The organism is Xanthomonas sp. NCPPB 4467 (assembly GCF_041475665.2).
Classification (GTDB): domain Bacteria; phylum Pseudomonadota; class Gammaproteobacteria; order Xanthomonadales; family Xanthomonadaceae; genus Xanthomonas; species Xanthomonas dyei.
This window is the reverse complement of the sequence record NZ_CM191260.1, coordinates 2,643,477-2,657,801: the sequence shown is the minus strand read 5'-3', so window position 1 is coordinate 2,657,801 and position 14,325 is coordinate 2,643,477. Positions and strand designations below refer to the sequence as shown.

The window sequence follows — 14,325 nt, the reverse complement described above, 5'->3', positions numbered from 1 at the left end:
CGCACAATTTGTCTCCGATTCCCCGGCTGGCCCTTGATGACCGATACCCCGACCGCGCTGCGACTGGCGCCGTCCTCCTCAGCATCCCGGCATGCCTGCGCGCCCCTGCACCCGTTGCGCGGTCGTGCGGGTCGCCTTGGCGCCGATGCGATGACGGGCGCAATGGCCGGCCCCTCCCCCGCCCAGGAGCACGACCGATGAGCACGTCCGAACAGCGCTGGCACCCGGATGTCACCGTGGCCACGGTGGTGGTGCGCGACGGCAAGTTCCTGCAGGTGGAAGAAACCATCGCCGGCAGGCTGTTGTTGAACCAGCCCGCAGGCCATCTGGAGCCGAACGAAAGCCTGCTGGATGCGGCGGTGCGCGAAACCCTGGAAGAAACCGGCTGGGACGTACACCTGACCCATTTCATCGGCACCTACCAATGGGTGGCGCCGAGCGGCCAATGCTTCCTGCGCTTTGCTTTCGTCGGCGAGGCGGTGACCCATCACCCCGAGCGCAGCCTGGATACCGGCGTGGTGCGTGCGCTGTGGATGACACCGGATGAATTACGCGAGGCGACCGATCGGCTGCGGAGCCCGTTGGTGTGGGAAGTGGTGGCCGACTTTCTGGCCGGACAGCGTCACCCGCTGGCATTGGTGCGGCACGTCGCATGAGCACGCCGCGCATCGTGGTGGGGGTGTCCGGTGGCGTGGATTCGTCGGTGGCGGCGTGGAAACTGGCGCAGCAAGGCGAGTCGATCGCCGGGTTGTTCATGCAGAATTGGGCCGACGACGGCAGTGGCGATTGCCGCGCCGAAGACGACCGTCGCGATGCGGTCGCGGTGTGCGGCGTGCTGGGTATCCCGTTCCACTTTCGCGATTTTTCGGGCGCATACTGGAGCGGCGTGTTCGAGCACTTTCTGGCCGAATATGCCGCCGGACGCACGCCCAACCCGGATGTGTTGTGCAACCGCGAGGTCAAGTTCAAGCATTTCCTGGACGCTGCCCAGGCGCTGGGCGCCGAGCGCATCGCCACCGGCCATTACGCGCAGGCGGCCTACAGCGGAGGACGCTGGCGGCTGCTGCGTGGGGCGGACCGTGGCAAGGACCAGAGCTATTTCCTGCACCAACTGGGGCAGACCCAACTGGCCGCAACCCTGTTCCCGATCGGCGATCTGGAAAAGAGCACGCTGCGCCGCATTGCCCAGGACGCCGGTCTGCCGACCCACGCCAAGAAGGATTCCACCGGGATCTGCTTTATCGGCGAGCGCGACTTCCGCGAATTTCTGGGGCGCTACCTGCCCGCCCGCACCGGCGAGATCCGAGACCCGCAGGGGCAACGCATTGCCGACCATCCGGGGGTGTTCTACTTCACCCTGGGTCAGCGCGAGGGCCTGAATATCGGCGGCGTGCGTGGCCGGGCGGCAGCGCCCTGGTACGTGGTCGGCAAGGATGTGACCAGCAACGTGCTGTACGTGGATCAGGACCGCGACAGCCCATTGCTGCAGTCGCGCTGGCTGCAATCCGAGCAGGCCCATTGGGTGACCGGCGCGCCGCCTGCGCGTCGCTTCAGCTGCACGGCGCAGACCCGCTATCGGCAGCCGGACGAGCCGTGCACGGTGGACGTGCAGGACGACGGCAGCGTGCAGGTGCGTTTTGAGCGGCCGCAGCGGGCGGTAACGCCCGGGCAGTCGCTGGTGTTGTACGACGGCGAGGAATGCCTGGGCGGTGGGGTCATTGCCGCCACCGATGCGCCGCTGGAACGCCAGCTGGCGGGATCTTCTTTTCCTCTTGAGGGTGTGGCTTGATGAGTGTTTCCATGGATCACCGTGTGCTGGCCCTTGCCGGCGTCGCCCAGGCCTTGCAGCAGGTGCGGCGGATTGCCGAGACCGGCCATTCGGAAGCGGCGACGGTGCGCACCGCCATGGACAGTGTGTTCCGGGTGGATGCAGCCTCGCCGGAGGCAGTTTACGGCTCGGCCGCGGCGGTGGCGCCCGGTCTGCGCCTGTTGCACAACTACTTCCGCAACCAGGCTCAGGACGATGTGCTGCCGCGCCTGGCGCTGGCGGTGCTGCAACTGGAGCGCCGCTTCGTGCGCGACACCACGACAGTGTCCACGGTGTCCGGCGGCATCGAGGCCGCTGCCCGCCAGGCGCAGAACCTGAACGACAGCGCTCACCCGGATGTGCTCAGTGCACTGGGCGGGTTGTACGCGCAGACCATCAGCCACTTGCGCCCCAAAGTCATGGTGCAGGGCAACCCGCATTACCTGGGCCAGGCAGGCGTGGTGGCGGAAATCCGCGCATTGTTGCTGGCAGCGGTACGCTCGGCGGTGCTGTGGCGGCAGATGGGGGGCAGCTTGTGGGATTTTTTGTTCGCCAAACGCGCGATGAGCGAAGCGGTGGACCGCGCGCTGCGCTAAGCGACGCAAATGCGGTTTCAGGCGCCCGCAAAGGGCGTTAGCGCCCACCGACCGCAAGCGCATGGGCAAGACGAGATGGCGATCGTCGCTAAAGACCACGGGGGTAGTGCCGATACAGCAACCGTGACTCTGCCGAGAACGCCCATGTATTCACGTCCACTCATCCGTCTAGCCGCTCCTTTGGCCCTGACCTTGCTGTTTCCCTTCGCTGTCGGATTCGACTGGCCCGCCTCGGTGCGCTGGGCGATCCTGGCGACCATGACCCTTAGTTGGTTGGTTTTCGCTGCCTGGGTGACGTATTCCCAGTTCCGGCGCAACCCGGACCAGACCCGCATCCTGCGCGAGCAGGACCAACTGCTCAACGAACTGCGTACGTTCGTCAGCAACGAAGTCGATGGTTCGCGCTCGGAAGTCGAGCGTGCCCGCGAACTGATCCGCCAGGCCGTGTCCGGTCTTGGTGGCAGCTTCGAATCGATGAACCGCAAGTCGCGCCAGCAAAGCCAGGCACTGGCCCGCATCGTCGACCGCGCAGGCGACGATGGCAGTGCCGGCGTCGATGTCGCCCGCTTCGCCCAGCACGCCAGCTCCCGCATGGAGCAATTGGTGGAAGCGCTGGAACAGGTGAGCGGCCAGAGCACCAACACCGTCCATCACATCGATGAGATGGCGCAGCATCTGGATGGCATCTTCGCGTTGCTGGAAGACGTCAAGTCGATCGCCGACCAGACCAACCTGCTGGCGTTGAACGCCGCCATCGAAGCAGCACGTGCCGGTGAAGCCGGTCGCGGCTTCGCGGTGGTCGCCGACGAGGTGCGCAACCTGTCCGAACGTTCCACCACCTTCAACGAACAGATCCGCAAGCTGGCACACAGCTCCAAGGAATCGATCGCCAAGGTGCGTGAAACGGTCTCGCAGCTGGCATCGCGTCACATGGACCGCTCCCGCGAGGCGCGCCATGAATCGGCCGCCATGCTAGAGAACGTCGCTCAGATCAACGCCTCGTTGGGCGATGGCATGCGCGAAATCTCCGAGTGCGCTCGCTCCATCGACGGCAGCGTGGCCGAAGCCGTCCGCGCCCTGCAGTTCGAGGACATCGCCACGCAGACGTTGAGCGGCATCCACACCCACCTCGATCGCCTCACCGCGATCAACCGTGAGGCGGTGGCGCTGCAGGAACTGCTGCATCGCAATGGCGGCGTGTACGACAGCGACCTGGTTGCGTCGCTGGCCAAGGTGTCCAGCCGTCTGCGCGACATGCGTGTGGAGTGGGAACGCCCGCCGCACAAGCCGGTCGCACAGCAGGGCATGGGTGCCGGCACGGTCGAGTTGTTCTAAGACCGATGGCTGCCCGCAGCTTCTGATCCCGACATTCCCCGGCCTTCCGGGGATTTGTCGTTCCGTAACGACCCGGTGTTCCGCTCATGACGCTTCTTGCCCCCACCCTCGATACCGACCCCAATGCCGCACTGCAGGCAGCAGCCTTGGCCACCGCCCATGCCGAGCGCATCGCGCAAAGCGAAGCGGCCAAGCCGGTGCTGAGGCGAGTACGGTTGCCGGCCGCACTGGAACGGCTGGAGCTGGCCGCCCGCGCGGAAATCAAGGCCTTGATCAACCCGCGCCGCGATTGCAGCGAAAACGACCTGCTGTTTGCGACCGTGGCGTGGGATCTCGGGCTGGACGGCGCCGCCGTCGGCGCGTCGGCACGCTGATCCCGTCAACGGCGGGGCGTGCCTCGGCAGGCGCCCCGCCGGTTGTTTTGAACTGCCCGATCTCAGGCTCGCCGGCTGTCAGTTGCCCCGGGCAACACGGCACTGCGCCGACCGCGCGCGCCGAACTGCAGCGCCTCCTGACCGATACGCAAACACGACCCAGGGCTCGTCAGCCACATGGACGAGGTCGCTCATCACTCTCGGAGCGCCGCCCCATTGCCGATCAGCATGGGAAGATCGCGTTCGTCCTCAGGTTGAGCGTGCTGGATATCCATGAACGCAAGTCGTTTGGTTTTATTGGCTGCAGCAGCGCTCCAGCCCGCGGTCGCAGTAGCTGCCGCCGCTGCGGCAAGCGAGAGTGTCTATCTTGAATTCCTCTGGGAGGCCCGGCCGCCTCACTCGATTGCACGCCAGCAAACCAACCAATTCCTGACCAATGGTCAGCACCATCACCAGGTCTGTGTCGCAACCGATCTTGCCGATACCGATGTGGGCGGGTTGGTGTTGAAGGCCTTCGACGCATCCGGGCAGGAAGTCTCGAGCCATCAGTACCCTGACTATCGTGGCGCAAAGCAGTGCTACGGCGCCGATCTGGGCCACGGGAGAGCGCCAGGCCTATGGACCTTCCAAGCAAAGACCGGCGACGGACGCATTGGGGAAAGTACGGTACGGGTCCATGCCAGGCTTGAAGATTCGCCACTGTCCACCGACCCTGGAATGCCTTATGTCGTGGGCCGACCGAACTATGATGCATCGATTCCCCAGAGCCAGTGGAGTGGCCGCCTTGTGTGGGACATGACGGTCGATGCGCAAGGCAAGGTGACCGCCGTATCCGTGTCGACCGCAGAAGGCGTCGGTCTGAAACTCCGCGACCGCGCCATCGCAGCAGGCTATTTATCCCTGTTCTTCCCAGACAAACAAAGAGAAACAACGCCGCTGATCTGGAGGCGCGAACTTTTATTTGCGCCGGAATGAAAACTGCGCCGGAGCGGTTGAGCGGGCTGGCTTGCGGATTTCACGTGCACCACTGACAACACGCCAGGGCGGCATGCGGATGCGATCACTGAACGTGCCGGACATCGGCCATGACGGTTGGCGCCGCGGCGCAGCCGGATCCGGACTGATGGTCTAGCAGGACGCTATCGCAGATAGCCATGACGGTCCGGATAGCAGTGACATCCACTGCGAGGCGCGCATCCAATCGTATGCGGTGTTGTGCGAAAATGCGCGTCTACCGGCGCGTGGGGCAAATGTGATGGGACACTCTTGCGCATCCACTCAGTCGCTTGCGCTAGGCGAGCTTGAAACCTGTCGTAATGAGCGTATGCCGCATCGGCGTATCAAGCAGCGACACACCTCTGCCACCATGTCGCACCATCAAGGCTGCCGGTGACAGCTAGGCCTATGCCTCAGCTGGCGATCACCAAGCGCGCACCCAGACGCATGCCGGCTTCGGCTTCGCGCAGCCACTGCGCCATGTCGCGCGGCGACAACGGGCGCGAGTAGAAATAGCCCTGGATCTCGTCGCAGCCCTGCTGGCGTAGCAAGGCGTCTTCCTGCACGGTCTCCACACCTTCGGCGACGACCTGCATGCCCAGCGCGTGGCCAAGATGCACGATGGCCTGGGTGACCTCGGCGGTGTTGGCATCGTCGAGCATGCCCTGTACGAAGCTGCGATCGATCTTCAGGCGCTGCACCGGGAAGCGGTTGAGGTAATGCAGGTTCGAAAAGCCGGTACCGAAGTCGTCCACCGCCAGCAGCACGCCGTTCTGCTCGAACAATTCGAAACAACGGCGCAGCGAGTCCGAATCGCGAATCAGCGCAGATTCGGTCAATTCCAGTTCCAGCCGCGACGGCGGCCAGCTGTTGTCGCGGCAGATTTCAAGCACGCGCTCGGCAAAGCCGCGTTCGCGCAACTGCACGGCCGAGACATTGACCGCGATGCGGCTGAAATGGAGCCCGGCGCGGTCCCAGACCACCGCCTGGCGGCAGGCCTCGCCGATCACCCATTCGCCAAGACGCACGATCTCGCCGCACTCTTCGGCGATCGGAATGAATTCGACCGGGCTGCACGGGCCATGGCCTGGGCGATTCCAGCGCATCAGCGCTTCGATCGCCGGCGATGCGTCGCCCACGGTGTTGACCAGCGGCTGATAGACCAGCGTGAACTCTTCGCGCTCGAGTGCACCTTGCAGCGCATGCTCGAGCTCCAGACGGCGCTGCGCACGCAGCAGCACATCCTGGCTGTAATAGTGGAAGGTGTTGCGGCCGGATTCCTTGGCCGCATACATCGCCGCATCGGCGGCGCGCAGCAGGCTGTCGAAGTCCGACAGACCCTCGCCCTGCAGCGCAATGCCGATGCTGGCGCCGAGTTTGAGGGTGACATGGTCCTTGCGCAGCGGCTCGCCGAGCGCGCTGATCAACTTGCGCGCAACGTGGCCGGCATCTTCCGGCTCGGAGAGATCGCTCAGCAGCACGATGAATTCGTCGTCGCTGAAACGTCCGAACAGATCGCTGTTGCGCAGATGCTGATGCAGGCGCGCCGAAGCGAGCTTGAGCAGGTTGTCGCCGGTGGCATGGCCGAACGAGTCGTTGATGCTCTTGAAACCATCCAGATCGATCAGCAGCATGGCCAGTACCTGGCCGCGCTCGTTGGCCTCGCGGATGGCGTTTTCGGCCTGCTCGCGCAGCAGAAAGCGGTTCGGCAGCCCGGTCAGGCGGTCGTAGTGCGCCAGCAGCTCGATACGCTCGTTGGCTTCGCGCTCGCGGGTGACATCGCGGAACAGGGCGACAAATCGCGGCGGCAAGCCTTCACGGCGGTCAAGTTCGATCAGCACCTGCACCCAGATGCGTTGACCGGAGTTGCGATAGAAGCACAGCTCCAGCTGCTCGGGCAGGCCGCCATCGGAAATGCGTAGCAGCGCCGCTTCGAAGGCGTCGCGCGAATCCTGGGTGTACAGCGCAAGCGCCTGCTCCAGGGTGATGTTTTCCTTGCGCAGGCCGTGGATGCGGTAGCACTCCTCGGTCCACTGCATGCGACGGGTATCGACCTCGATTTCGCAGCCGCCGATCCTGCCCAATGCGGAAACGCGATTGAGCAGTTCGGTGCGCCAGCGAATCAGCGCATCGGTCTGCCGCTGTTCGGTGACGTTCTGCAGCTGGCCGAGCACACGCACCATGCTGCCGTCGCCATCGAACACCGGTTGCGCCCAGACCCGCAGATGATGCGGATTGACGCCGAGCAGGCCGTTGACCTCCAGCTCGAAATCCACCGGCAGGCCTTCGTGCTTGATCTTGCGCCAGGCACCGCGCAGTTGCGCAATCGAGGGCCTGGCGAGCAGACGCAGCAAGTCGCGAATCCCATGCAGGGGCAGCTGGGTCATGCCCAGCTGCTGCAGGAAATCCTGCGAGATCCACAGCTGGTCCTTCAGCGAATCCCAGCTCCAGCTGCCCATGCTGGCGATGCGCTGGGCCTCTTCGAGCTGGGCCTGCTGCTCGCGCAGTTGCTGCTCGAGCAATTTTTGGTGATGCACGTCGGTATGGGTGCCGACCATGCGCAGCGGGCGGCCATCGGCGGTGCGCGAGACCACGCGGCCGCGATCAAGGATCCAGCGCCATTGGCCGTCGTGCTGGCGCAGCCGGAATTCGGCCACGTAGGTATCGGTACGCCCATCCAGATGCGCCTGGACGGCAGCGCTGACCTGCGCGTGGTCGTCGGGATGAATCAGCCCGGACAACGCGGTGAGATTGTTCGGCAGCGGTTGCTCGGAATAGCCGAGCATCCGGGTCCAGCGCTCCGAGCGGTACACCACGTCGGCGGGGATGTCCCAATCCCACAACCCGTGGTCGGCGCTGTCCAGGCCTATTTCCCAGCGGCTGGTGCCATCGGCGCCCATCGGCTCGGGAATGCTCAGGGTGAAGGCCATGATCTGACCATGCTCGTCGCAGACCGCGCGCAGCCAGCCTTCCAGCCGTCCGCCGCCAGTTCTCGGCAACACACAGGCCGCCATGCCACCGGTGTCGACCACCTGGGCACGGCTGCTCTCCAGCACTTCGGCATACGCACCAAGGGTTGCCGGCAGCCCGAGGGACTGCGCAACGCGATTGGCCGCCAGGGGCTGGCCATGCGCATCCAACAACACCACCGCTGAGGTCAGCGGGTGCTGCAGCATGCTTGCAATGACGCCTGAGTCCACTCTGGAACACTCCGAAGAATCGACCCCTGCCTCGGGGTCGCAATGGATAACGGCCGTCCAGCGGATTAGTTGAGGCAGGTGTGTCCAGCGCGACCGAACCGTGACGAGTTACGGCTAATATGTCGACATCGCCAGCTTCAAAGGTCGTCCGCGGACCCATGCACCAACCTGTCGCAGCGCCCGCGTTCTCGTCCCCTCCCGTGTCCCGACTTCGCCTGGCCGAACGCTTGCAGCAAGGCCTGTGGACGCTGACCGGGCTGTACCTGCTGATCGGGGTGGTGTGGCTGTTGCTGGGCAACCGATTGCTCAACCTGGCTGGCGCGGCGGTACCGGAGCGCTGGTCCGATGCCAGCTTCCTGCTGGTGTCGAGCATCGTGATCCATCTGGTGCTGCGGCGCTTCATGACCTTGATCGTGGAAGAGCATGCGCAACTGGCGCAGTCCGAAGCCCTGCTGCAGGCCAAGTTCCTGGCCCTGCCCAGCCCGGCCTTCATCTACGACCTGGCCACCATGCGCATCCTCGACGCCAACCCGGCGGCGCTGGAGTTCTTCGGCTGGGAGCGCGACGAATTCCTGCAGCAGACGCTGCAGGCGGTCTGGCCCAACGCCGATGGCGCGCGGCTGGAAGACATCATCACGCAGATCCGCGGCAAGGGCGATGCCACCTGCGTGTTGAACGAAGACCTGCTGACCCGCAGCGGGCTGCGGCATGTCGAGGTGCGCAGCAATCAGTTGCATCTGGCCAGCGGCCCTGCCCGTCTGGTGGTGACGGTGGACCGCAGCGAAGAACGCCAGGCGCAGCATCTGCGCGACGAAGCGCTGGAGCGCCTGGAAGAAGCCCAAGGTATCGCGCGCCTGGGTTCGTGGCAGCTGGATCGCGCCACCGGCCTGGGCCGCTATTCGTCGGCGGTGTATCGCATCCTGGGGCGCAGCGTGCCGATGCATCGGCGCGAACATCGGCTGGAAGAGCTGCTGACCGCATCCGACACCGCCACCCAGACGCGCATCGAACGCATGATCGAAGACATGTGTACCGGCGGCGATGTGCAGATCGATGTGCTGCTACCGCTCACCGGTGGCGACTCGCAGCCGCGCACCGTGCATCTGCGGGCTGAAAGCGTGACCCTGCCCAGCGGCGCAAGCCATGTGCACGGCACCTTGCAGGATGTCAGCGAGCGCGAACAGTCGCGGCGTCTGCTGCGCGAGCGCGAAGAACAGTTCCGCGAGTTGGTGCGGGTGCTGCCGGACGGCGTGCTGATCCTCGCCGACGAGCACGTGATGTACGCCAATGCCGCCGGCTCCACGCAGTTCGGCTTTCAGGGAGAAACCATTCTGGGCGAGCCGCTGCAGACGCTGGTCGGCGATTCCGACCTGTCGGTGGTTCGCGAGTATCTGCGTGCCGGCAGCGATCGCAATGAGCCGGTGTCCAGTGCGCGGGCAATGCGCCGTCGCGATGGCAGCACGTTCTACGCGGGCCTGTCGGCCGGCGATATCCGTTACGGCGGGCGCAGCTGCAAGCTGCTGGTGGTGCGCGATCTGAGCGAGCCCGAGCGCATTCGCGACGCGCTGGCCGAGAGCAATGCCGAATTGCAAGCGATGGCCAAGCGCCTGTTCTCGCTGCAGGAAGACGAACGCCGCGCGATCTCGCGCGATCTGCACGACGACATCGGCCAGGCGATCACCGCGATGAAGTTGTCTGCGCATGCGGCGCTGGACGAGCTCGACCCGGTCGCGCGTCGCGAAGATTTGCTGGAAGTGGTGTCGCTGGCCGATTCCACCGTGACCAAGCTGCGCAATCTGTCGATGCTGTTGCGTCCGCCGCAACTCGACGCGCTGGGGCTGGAAGCGGCGCTGCGCTGGCAGGCGTCGATGCTGTTCCGCGCCTCGCAAGTGCGCCTGGAACTGGACATCCAGGCGCTCGACGTGCGCCCGGGCAACGAGATCGAGCAGGCCTGCTTCCGGATTGCGCAGGAAAGCCTCACCAATGCCTTGCGGCACGCATGCGCCGGCGAAGTACGCATGAGTCTGCAATCGATCGACAGCGAGAGTTTCCGTCTGGAAGTCAGCGATGACGGCGATGGCTTCGAGCCGGAAGGCCCGCGCGGACTTGGACTGATCGTGATGCGTGAGCGTGCGCAAACCGTCGGTGGCGTGCTCGCGATAGACTCAGCCCCCGGAGCAGGCACGCGCGTGACGTTGCGCCTGCCCTATCACCCGGCCGGCGAGTCCGTCCACGAAGATGGTGGACGTTGAGTCATGTGGAGCCCTGTCATCCCGCCCGGATTGGAAATCGTCAAACCGACACGCCTGGGCGCAGGCAATCCCGAATTGCTGCATCTGGTCGACGCGGCGGCATCCGGTGGCCAACCGCTGATGATCTTCCATGTCGATATCGACCACTTTGCCTCGATCAACGAGAACATGAGTGGTGAGGTCGGCGACCAGGCACTGACGCTGGTGGCACGCCGCCTGCAAGAATTTCTGGGGACGCGCGGCAAGTTGTGGCGGCATGGCAGCGACGAGATGATCATCGTGGCGGTGCGCCGCGACGACACGCCGCTTCCGGAGGATTTTGCCGAAGAGATTCGTCAGCAGCTGGAATTACCGCTGTCGGTACTGCCATATACGTTGTTCATGACCGGCAAGGTCGGTATCAGCCTGTGTCCGGAACACTCGACCTCGCTCTCGATCCTGCTCGATTACGCCGAAGAAGCCAGCTACCAGGCCGCGCGCGAAGGCGGCAACACGGTGCGCCTGTACACGCGCAATTCGACCACCAACGCGCATAGCGAAAGCATCATTGCGCGGCAGATCGTCGATGCGATCCCGCATGGCGAGCTGCGCCTGCGTTATCAACCGCTGGTCAGCGCACGCGACGGCCGCATCGTCGGCATGGAGGCGCTGCTGCGTTGGCAATCGCCCACGCTGGGCATGCTGGTGCCGGAGCGCTTCATGCGCACAGCCGAGCGGCTGGGCGTGATCGTACAGATCGGCGAATGGGTGCTGCAGAACGCAGTACGCCAGGCGCGGCTGTGGCGCGACCAGGGCTTCGACGATTTCAGCATTGCGGTCAATGTCTCCACACTGCAATTGCTGCGGCCGGGCTTCTTCAACGAAGTGATGGCGATGCTGCAGACCGCTGGCGTGCCGGCGCAGTTCGTGACGCTGGAGATCAACGAAAGCGCGTTGACCAACAACGTCAACTTCGTCCACGAGACGATGGCCAACCTGCGCAACGAAGGCATCAGCCTGAGCCTGGACAACTTCGGCACCGGCGATTCCAGCCTGAGCGCGTTGGTGCGTTATCCGGTCGACCGCTTGAAGATCGACCGCAGCTTCATCAAGAGCGCGCCGGCCGGCAGCCGCGAGGCGGCAATTGCGCGCGCCATCATTGCGATGGGTCACCAGCTGGGCATGACGGTGATCGCCAATGGCGTGGAATCGCAGGCGCAACTGGGCTTTTTGCGACGCAACGATTGCGACATCTTCCAGGGCTATCTGTTCGGAGAACCGATGTCGGCCGAATCGGCCGGCATGGCCTTGCGTCGGCGTTATCTGCGTCCGGAATCGTTCGCCGAAAGCCGCCCCGACCGCACCCTGCTGCTGCTGGACGACGAAGAGAACGTGCTGCGCTCGCTGGTGCGCCTGTTTCGCCGCGATGGCTATCGCATCCTGGCGGCCGGCAACGTGCGCGATGCCTTCGACCTGTTGGCCACCAACGATGTGCAGGTGATCCTGTCGGACCAGCGCATGAGCGATATGAGCGGCACCGAGTTCCTGGGCCGGGTCAAGATGCTCTACCCCGACACCGTTCGCCTGGTGCTGTCCGGCTACACCGACCTTGCCACGGTGACCGAGGCGATCAACCGCGGCGCGATCTACCGCTTCCTGACCAAACCCTGGAACGACGACGAACTGCGCGAGCATATTCGCCAGGCCTTCCGCACCCATGACGAGCTACGCAACGGCCGGGAATAGGGAATCGGGAATGGAGAATTGGTAGAGCAGATATCTACCGCTTGACTCTCCGCGTGCCAAATCGTGCCTCAAAATCAGAGCACCAAATCGTGCCTCAAAATCAAAGCACCAGCGCATGCCGCTCTCCCGATTCCCTACTCCCGATTCCCGATTCCCGATTCCCAGCGCGTCAGCGCTACTTCGGCTGCCGGATCGGCAACACGATTCGGAAGCTGGCGCCCTGCCCCGGCACGCTTTCCACGTCGATGCGGCCGTGGTGCTTGTTGATGATGCCGTAGGAGATCGACAGGCCCAGGCCGGTGCCGCTGCCGACCGGTTTGGTGGTGAAAAACGGGTCGAAAATGCGCTGCAGCAGGTCCGGGGCGATGCCGGCGCCGCTGTCCTGGAACTGGATCCAGACGTTTTCCGCTTCGTCGCGCCCGGTGGTGACGGTGATCGTACCCCGCTCGACAATCGCCTGGCCGGCATTGAGCAGCATGTTCATGTAGACCTGGTTGAGCTCGGACGGCAGGCACTCCACCAGCGGCAGCTCGGCGTAATTGCGCTCCAGGGTCACCTTGTACTTGAGCTCGTTCCAGATGATGTTGATCGTGGATTCGAGGCCGGCATGCAGGTCCACCATCTTCCACGACTCGGAACGGTCCGAGTACGAGAAGTCCTTGAGGTCGCGCACGATGCGGGTCACCCGCTCGATGCCTTCGCGCGATTCGGCCATCAACTGCGGCAGATCGCGGCTGATGAAGTCGATGTCGGCACGGTTGCGGATTTCGTCGATCTCCGGAATCAAGGCCTTCGGGTCCGGCGCCTGCAGCGCGCGCTCGTAGGCTTCGATCAGCGTAAACAGGCTGCGCAGGTATTCCTGCAGGCTGCCGAGATTGGAGTGCACATAGCCGATCGGATTATTGATCTCGTGCGCCACGCCGGCGGCCAGCTGGCCGATGGAGGCCATCTTTTCCGACTGCAGCAGTTTGTCCTGTGCGCCGTTCAAGCGCATGTAGGCCTGGCGCAGTTCGGCGTGGCGCTGTTGCAGCTCGCGCTCGTAATCCTGCTGGCCTTCGATGTTGTGGAACAACGCCAGAAAGTGGCCAACGCCCTGCTCTTCGTTGTAATACAGGTGCGCGATGACCACGCGGTCGGCTACCGGCAAGCTGCCGGTCCAGCTGCCCTTGCTGCGCGCCTGATTCAGTGCATCCGATGGCAATACCTGCGAGATCCGCTCGCCAAGATTGCGATCATCGGCGGGGTCTTCCTTGCACAGGCTCTGACGCGCAACGGCGTTGGCCAGAATCAGCTGTCCATCGGCGCGGAACAGCAACACGCCCTCGAGCATCTGATCGCCGAATGCGCGCAGGGTGGTCGGGGACGGCAACAACGATTGATTGAGAAAAAACTTGGCGGTCACGGGACACGGCGGCAGCAAGGACGCCTCAATATACGCCGAACCCTTGGGCGGCCGCATCGCCGCTTGGTCTTGGGGTCGCTAACAAAACGACCGTGCGCACCGCCAGGCGGGCGCGGCCGGTGATCTGCATCGGCGCGCGTGCGTGATCTGACGACGGTGATTGCACGGCGCTGTTGTCTGTCGGCATTGCAACACGCCTGCCAGCCGGCTTTTTCGACGGCAGCAAACCCGCATCGCTTTGCCAAAGCATCCATCTGCGCGCACCACACAAGCTGCGTGCGCGCTATGCCGGAGGGCTAGCTCAGGCAACTGCCAGCGAACGTCCGCCGCGCAGCACGTTGGATTGGCCCTTGGCATCGTACGAGGGCGCGCTTTCGGTTCGCCCAAGGTGACGCAATGCCCAGTTCACTTCGCGGCGGCGGCGTGCCAGCAGCGCACCATTGGCGCGGTTGGCTTCGGCCAGCTCACGCAGACGCTCTTCTTCGCCTTCGGGCATTCGCGCTTCAAGCGCGCGCAGCGCCGATAGCTTGTCCTGCGTGTGCCGCATCAACCCGTCGATGTCGTTCTCGAGTAATGCCTGGCGTTCGCCGGCCAGCGCATCGCTGAGACGTTGCAGGAACTCGTTCACGTTCATCCTT

Annotated in this window: 11 protein-coding genes; 8 read left to right on the top strand and 3 right to left on the bottom strand. The window is 64.4% G+C overall.

Annotated features, from left to right (window positions below; all coding sequences use genetic code 11):
* Positions 1–197: 197 nt before the first annotated feature.
* The 6 genes from ACCQ06_RS11515 to ACCQ06_RS11490 all read left to right on the top strand — a co-directional run bounded on the left by ACCQ06_RS11515 (position 198) and on the right by ACCQ06_RS11490 (position 5,087).
* The gene (locus ACCQ06_RS11515) at positions 198–656 is read left to right on the top strand and encodes an NUDIX hydrolase (RefSeq protein ID WP_104617305.1); all 459 of its coding nucleotides are present in this window, start codon (positions 198–200) and stop codon (positions 654–656) included.
* Positions 653–1,789, top strand: a complete 1,137-nt coding sequence (gene mnmA / locus ACCQ06_RS11510) for a tRNA 2-thiouridine(34) synthase MnmA (RefSeq protein WP_316685778.1) — start codon at positions 653–655, stop codon at positions 1,787–1,789. Before ACCQ06_RS11515 ends, mnmA begins: the two co-directional genes overlap by 4 nt.
* Positions 1,789–2,403 (top strand): high frequency lysogenization protein HflD, encoded by a 615-nt coding sequence (hflD, locus tag ACCQ06_RS11505; RefSeq protein ID WP_104617307.1) that lies wholly within the window; start codon positions 1,789–1,791, stop codon positions 2,401–2,403. Before mnmA ends, hflD begins: the two co-directional genes overlap by 1 nt.
* A 144-nt stretch (positions 2,404–2,547) precedes the next feature.
* On the top strand, positions 2,548–3,738 hold the full coding sequence (locus ACCQ06_RS11500) for a methyl-accepting chemotaxis protein (RefSeq protein ID WP_055854408.1): 1,191 nt from the start codon (positions 2,548–2,550) through the stop codon (positions 3,736–3,738).
* An 86-nt stretch (positions 3,739–3,824) separates the two neighbouring features.
* Positions 3,825–4,112 (top strand): hypothetical protein, encoded by a 288-nt coding sequence (locus tag ACCQ06_RS11495; RefSeq protein WP_316685776.1) that lies wholly within the window; start codon positions 3,825–3,827, stop codon positions 4,110–4,112.
* A gap of 273 nt (positions 4,113–4,385) precedes the next feature.
* A complete protein-coding gene (locus ACCQ06_RS11490; protein ID WP_316685775.1) occupies positions 4,386–5,087 on the top strand; it encodes a hypothetical protein in 702 nt (233 codons plus the stop codon).
* A gap of 434 nt (positions 5,088–5,521) precedes the next feature.
* Here ACCQ06_RS11490 and ACCQ06_RS11485 read toward each other — a convergent pair whose 3' ends face one another.
* Positions 5,522–8,308, bottom strand: coding sequence for a bifunctional diguanylate cyclase/phosphodiesterase (locus ACCQ06_RS11485; protein ID WP_211287760.1), 2,787 nt, complete (start codon positions 8,306–8,308; stop codon positions 5,522–5,524).
* Positions 8,309–8,427: 119 nt separating this feature from the next.
* Between ACCQ06_RS11485 and ACCQ06_RS11480 the strand changes: the two genes are divergently transcribed.
* Positions 8,428–10,560, top strand: a complete 2,133-nt coding sequence (locus tag ACCQ06_RS11480) for a sensor histidine kinase (RefSeq protein WP_316692462.1) — start codon at positions 8,428–8,430, stop codon at positions 10,558–10,560.
* 3 nt (positions 10,561–10,563) lie between these two features.
* A complete protein-coding gene (locus ACCQ06_RS11475) occupies positions 10,564–12,285 on the top strand; it encodes an EAL domain-containing protein (protein WP_104617311.1) in 1,722 nt (573 codons plus the stop codon).
* Between the two features lie 175 nt (positions 12,286–12,460).
* Here the strand turns inward: ACCQ06_RS11475 and ACCQ06_RS11470 are convergent, their stop codons facing one another.
* Both ACCQ06_RS11470 and ACCQ06_RS11465 read right to left on the bottom strand, forming a co-directional pair.
* Positions 12,461–13,687, bottom strand: coding sequence for an ATP-binding protein (locus ACCQ06_RS11470; RefSeq protein WP_104617320.1), 1,227 nt, complete (start codon positions 13,685–13,687; stop codon positions 12,461–12,463).
* 301 nt (positions 13,688–13,988) lie between these two features.
* Positions 13,989–14,321: a flagella protein gene (locus ACCQ06_RS11465; RefSeq protein WP_055854424.1), complete on the bottom strand. Its 333-nt coding sequence runs from the start codon at positions 14,319–14,321 to the stop codon at positions 13,989–13,991.
* Positions 14,322–14,325: the final 4 nt, after the last annotated feature.

Coding starts and splice junctions, on each gene's coding strand:
- ACCQ06_RS11515 (WP_104617305.1), top strand. CDS start 198: ATGAGCACGTCCGAACAGCGCTGGCACCCGGATGTCACCGTGGCCACG.
- mnmA (WP_316685778.1), top strand. CDS start 653: ATGAGCACGCCGCGCATCGTGGTGGGGGTGTCCGGTGGCGTGGATTCG.
- hflD (WP_104617307.1), top strand. CDS start 1,789: ATGAGTGTTTCCATGGATCACCGTGTGCTGGCCCTTGCCGGCGTCGCC.
- ACCQ06_RS11500 (WP_055854408.1), top strand. CDS start 2,548: ATGTATTCACGTCCACTCATCCGTCTAGCCGCTCCTTTGGCCCTGACC.
- ACCQ06_RS11495 (WP_316685776.1), top strand. CDS start 3,825: ATGACGCTTCTTGCCCCCACCCTCGATACCGACCCCAATGCCGCACTG.
- ACCQ06_RS11490 (WP_316685775.1), top strand. CDS start 4,386: ATGAACGCAAGTCGTTTGGTTTTATTGGCTGCAGCAGCGCTCCAGCCC.
- ACCQ06_RS11480 (WP_316692462.1), top strand. CDS start 8,428: ATGTCGACATCGCCAGCTTCAAAGGTCGTCCGCGGACCCATGCACCAA.
- ACCQ06_RS11475 (WP_104617311.1), top strand. CDS start 10,564: ATGTGGAGCCCTGTCATCCCGCCCGGATTGGAAATCGTCAAACCGACA.
- ACCQ06_RS11465 (WP_055854424.1), bottom strand. CDS start 14,321: ATGAACGTGAACGAGTTCCTGCAACGTCTCAGCGATGCGCTGGCCGGC.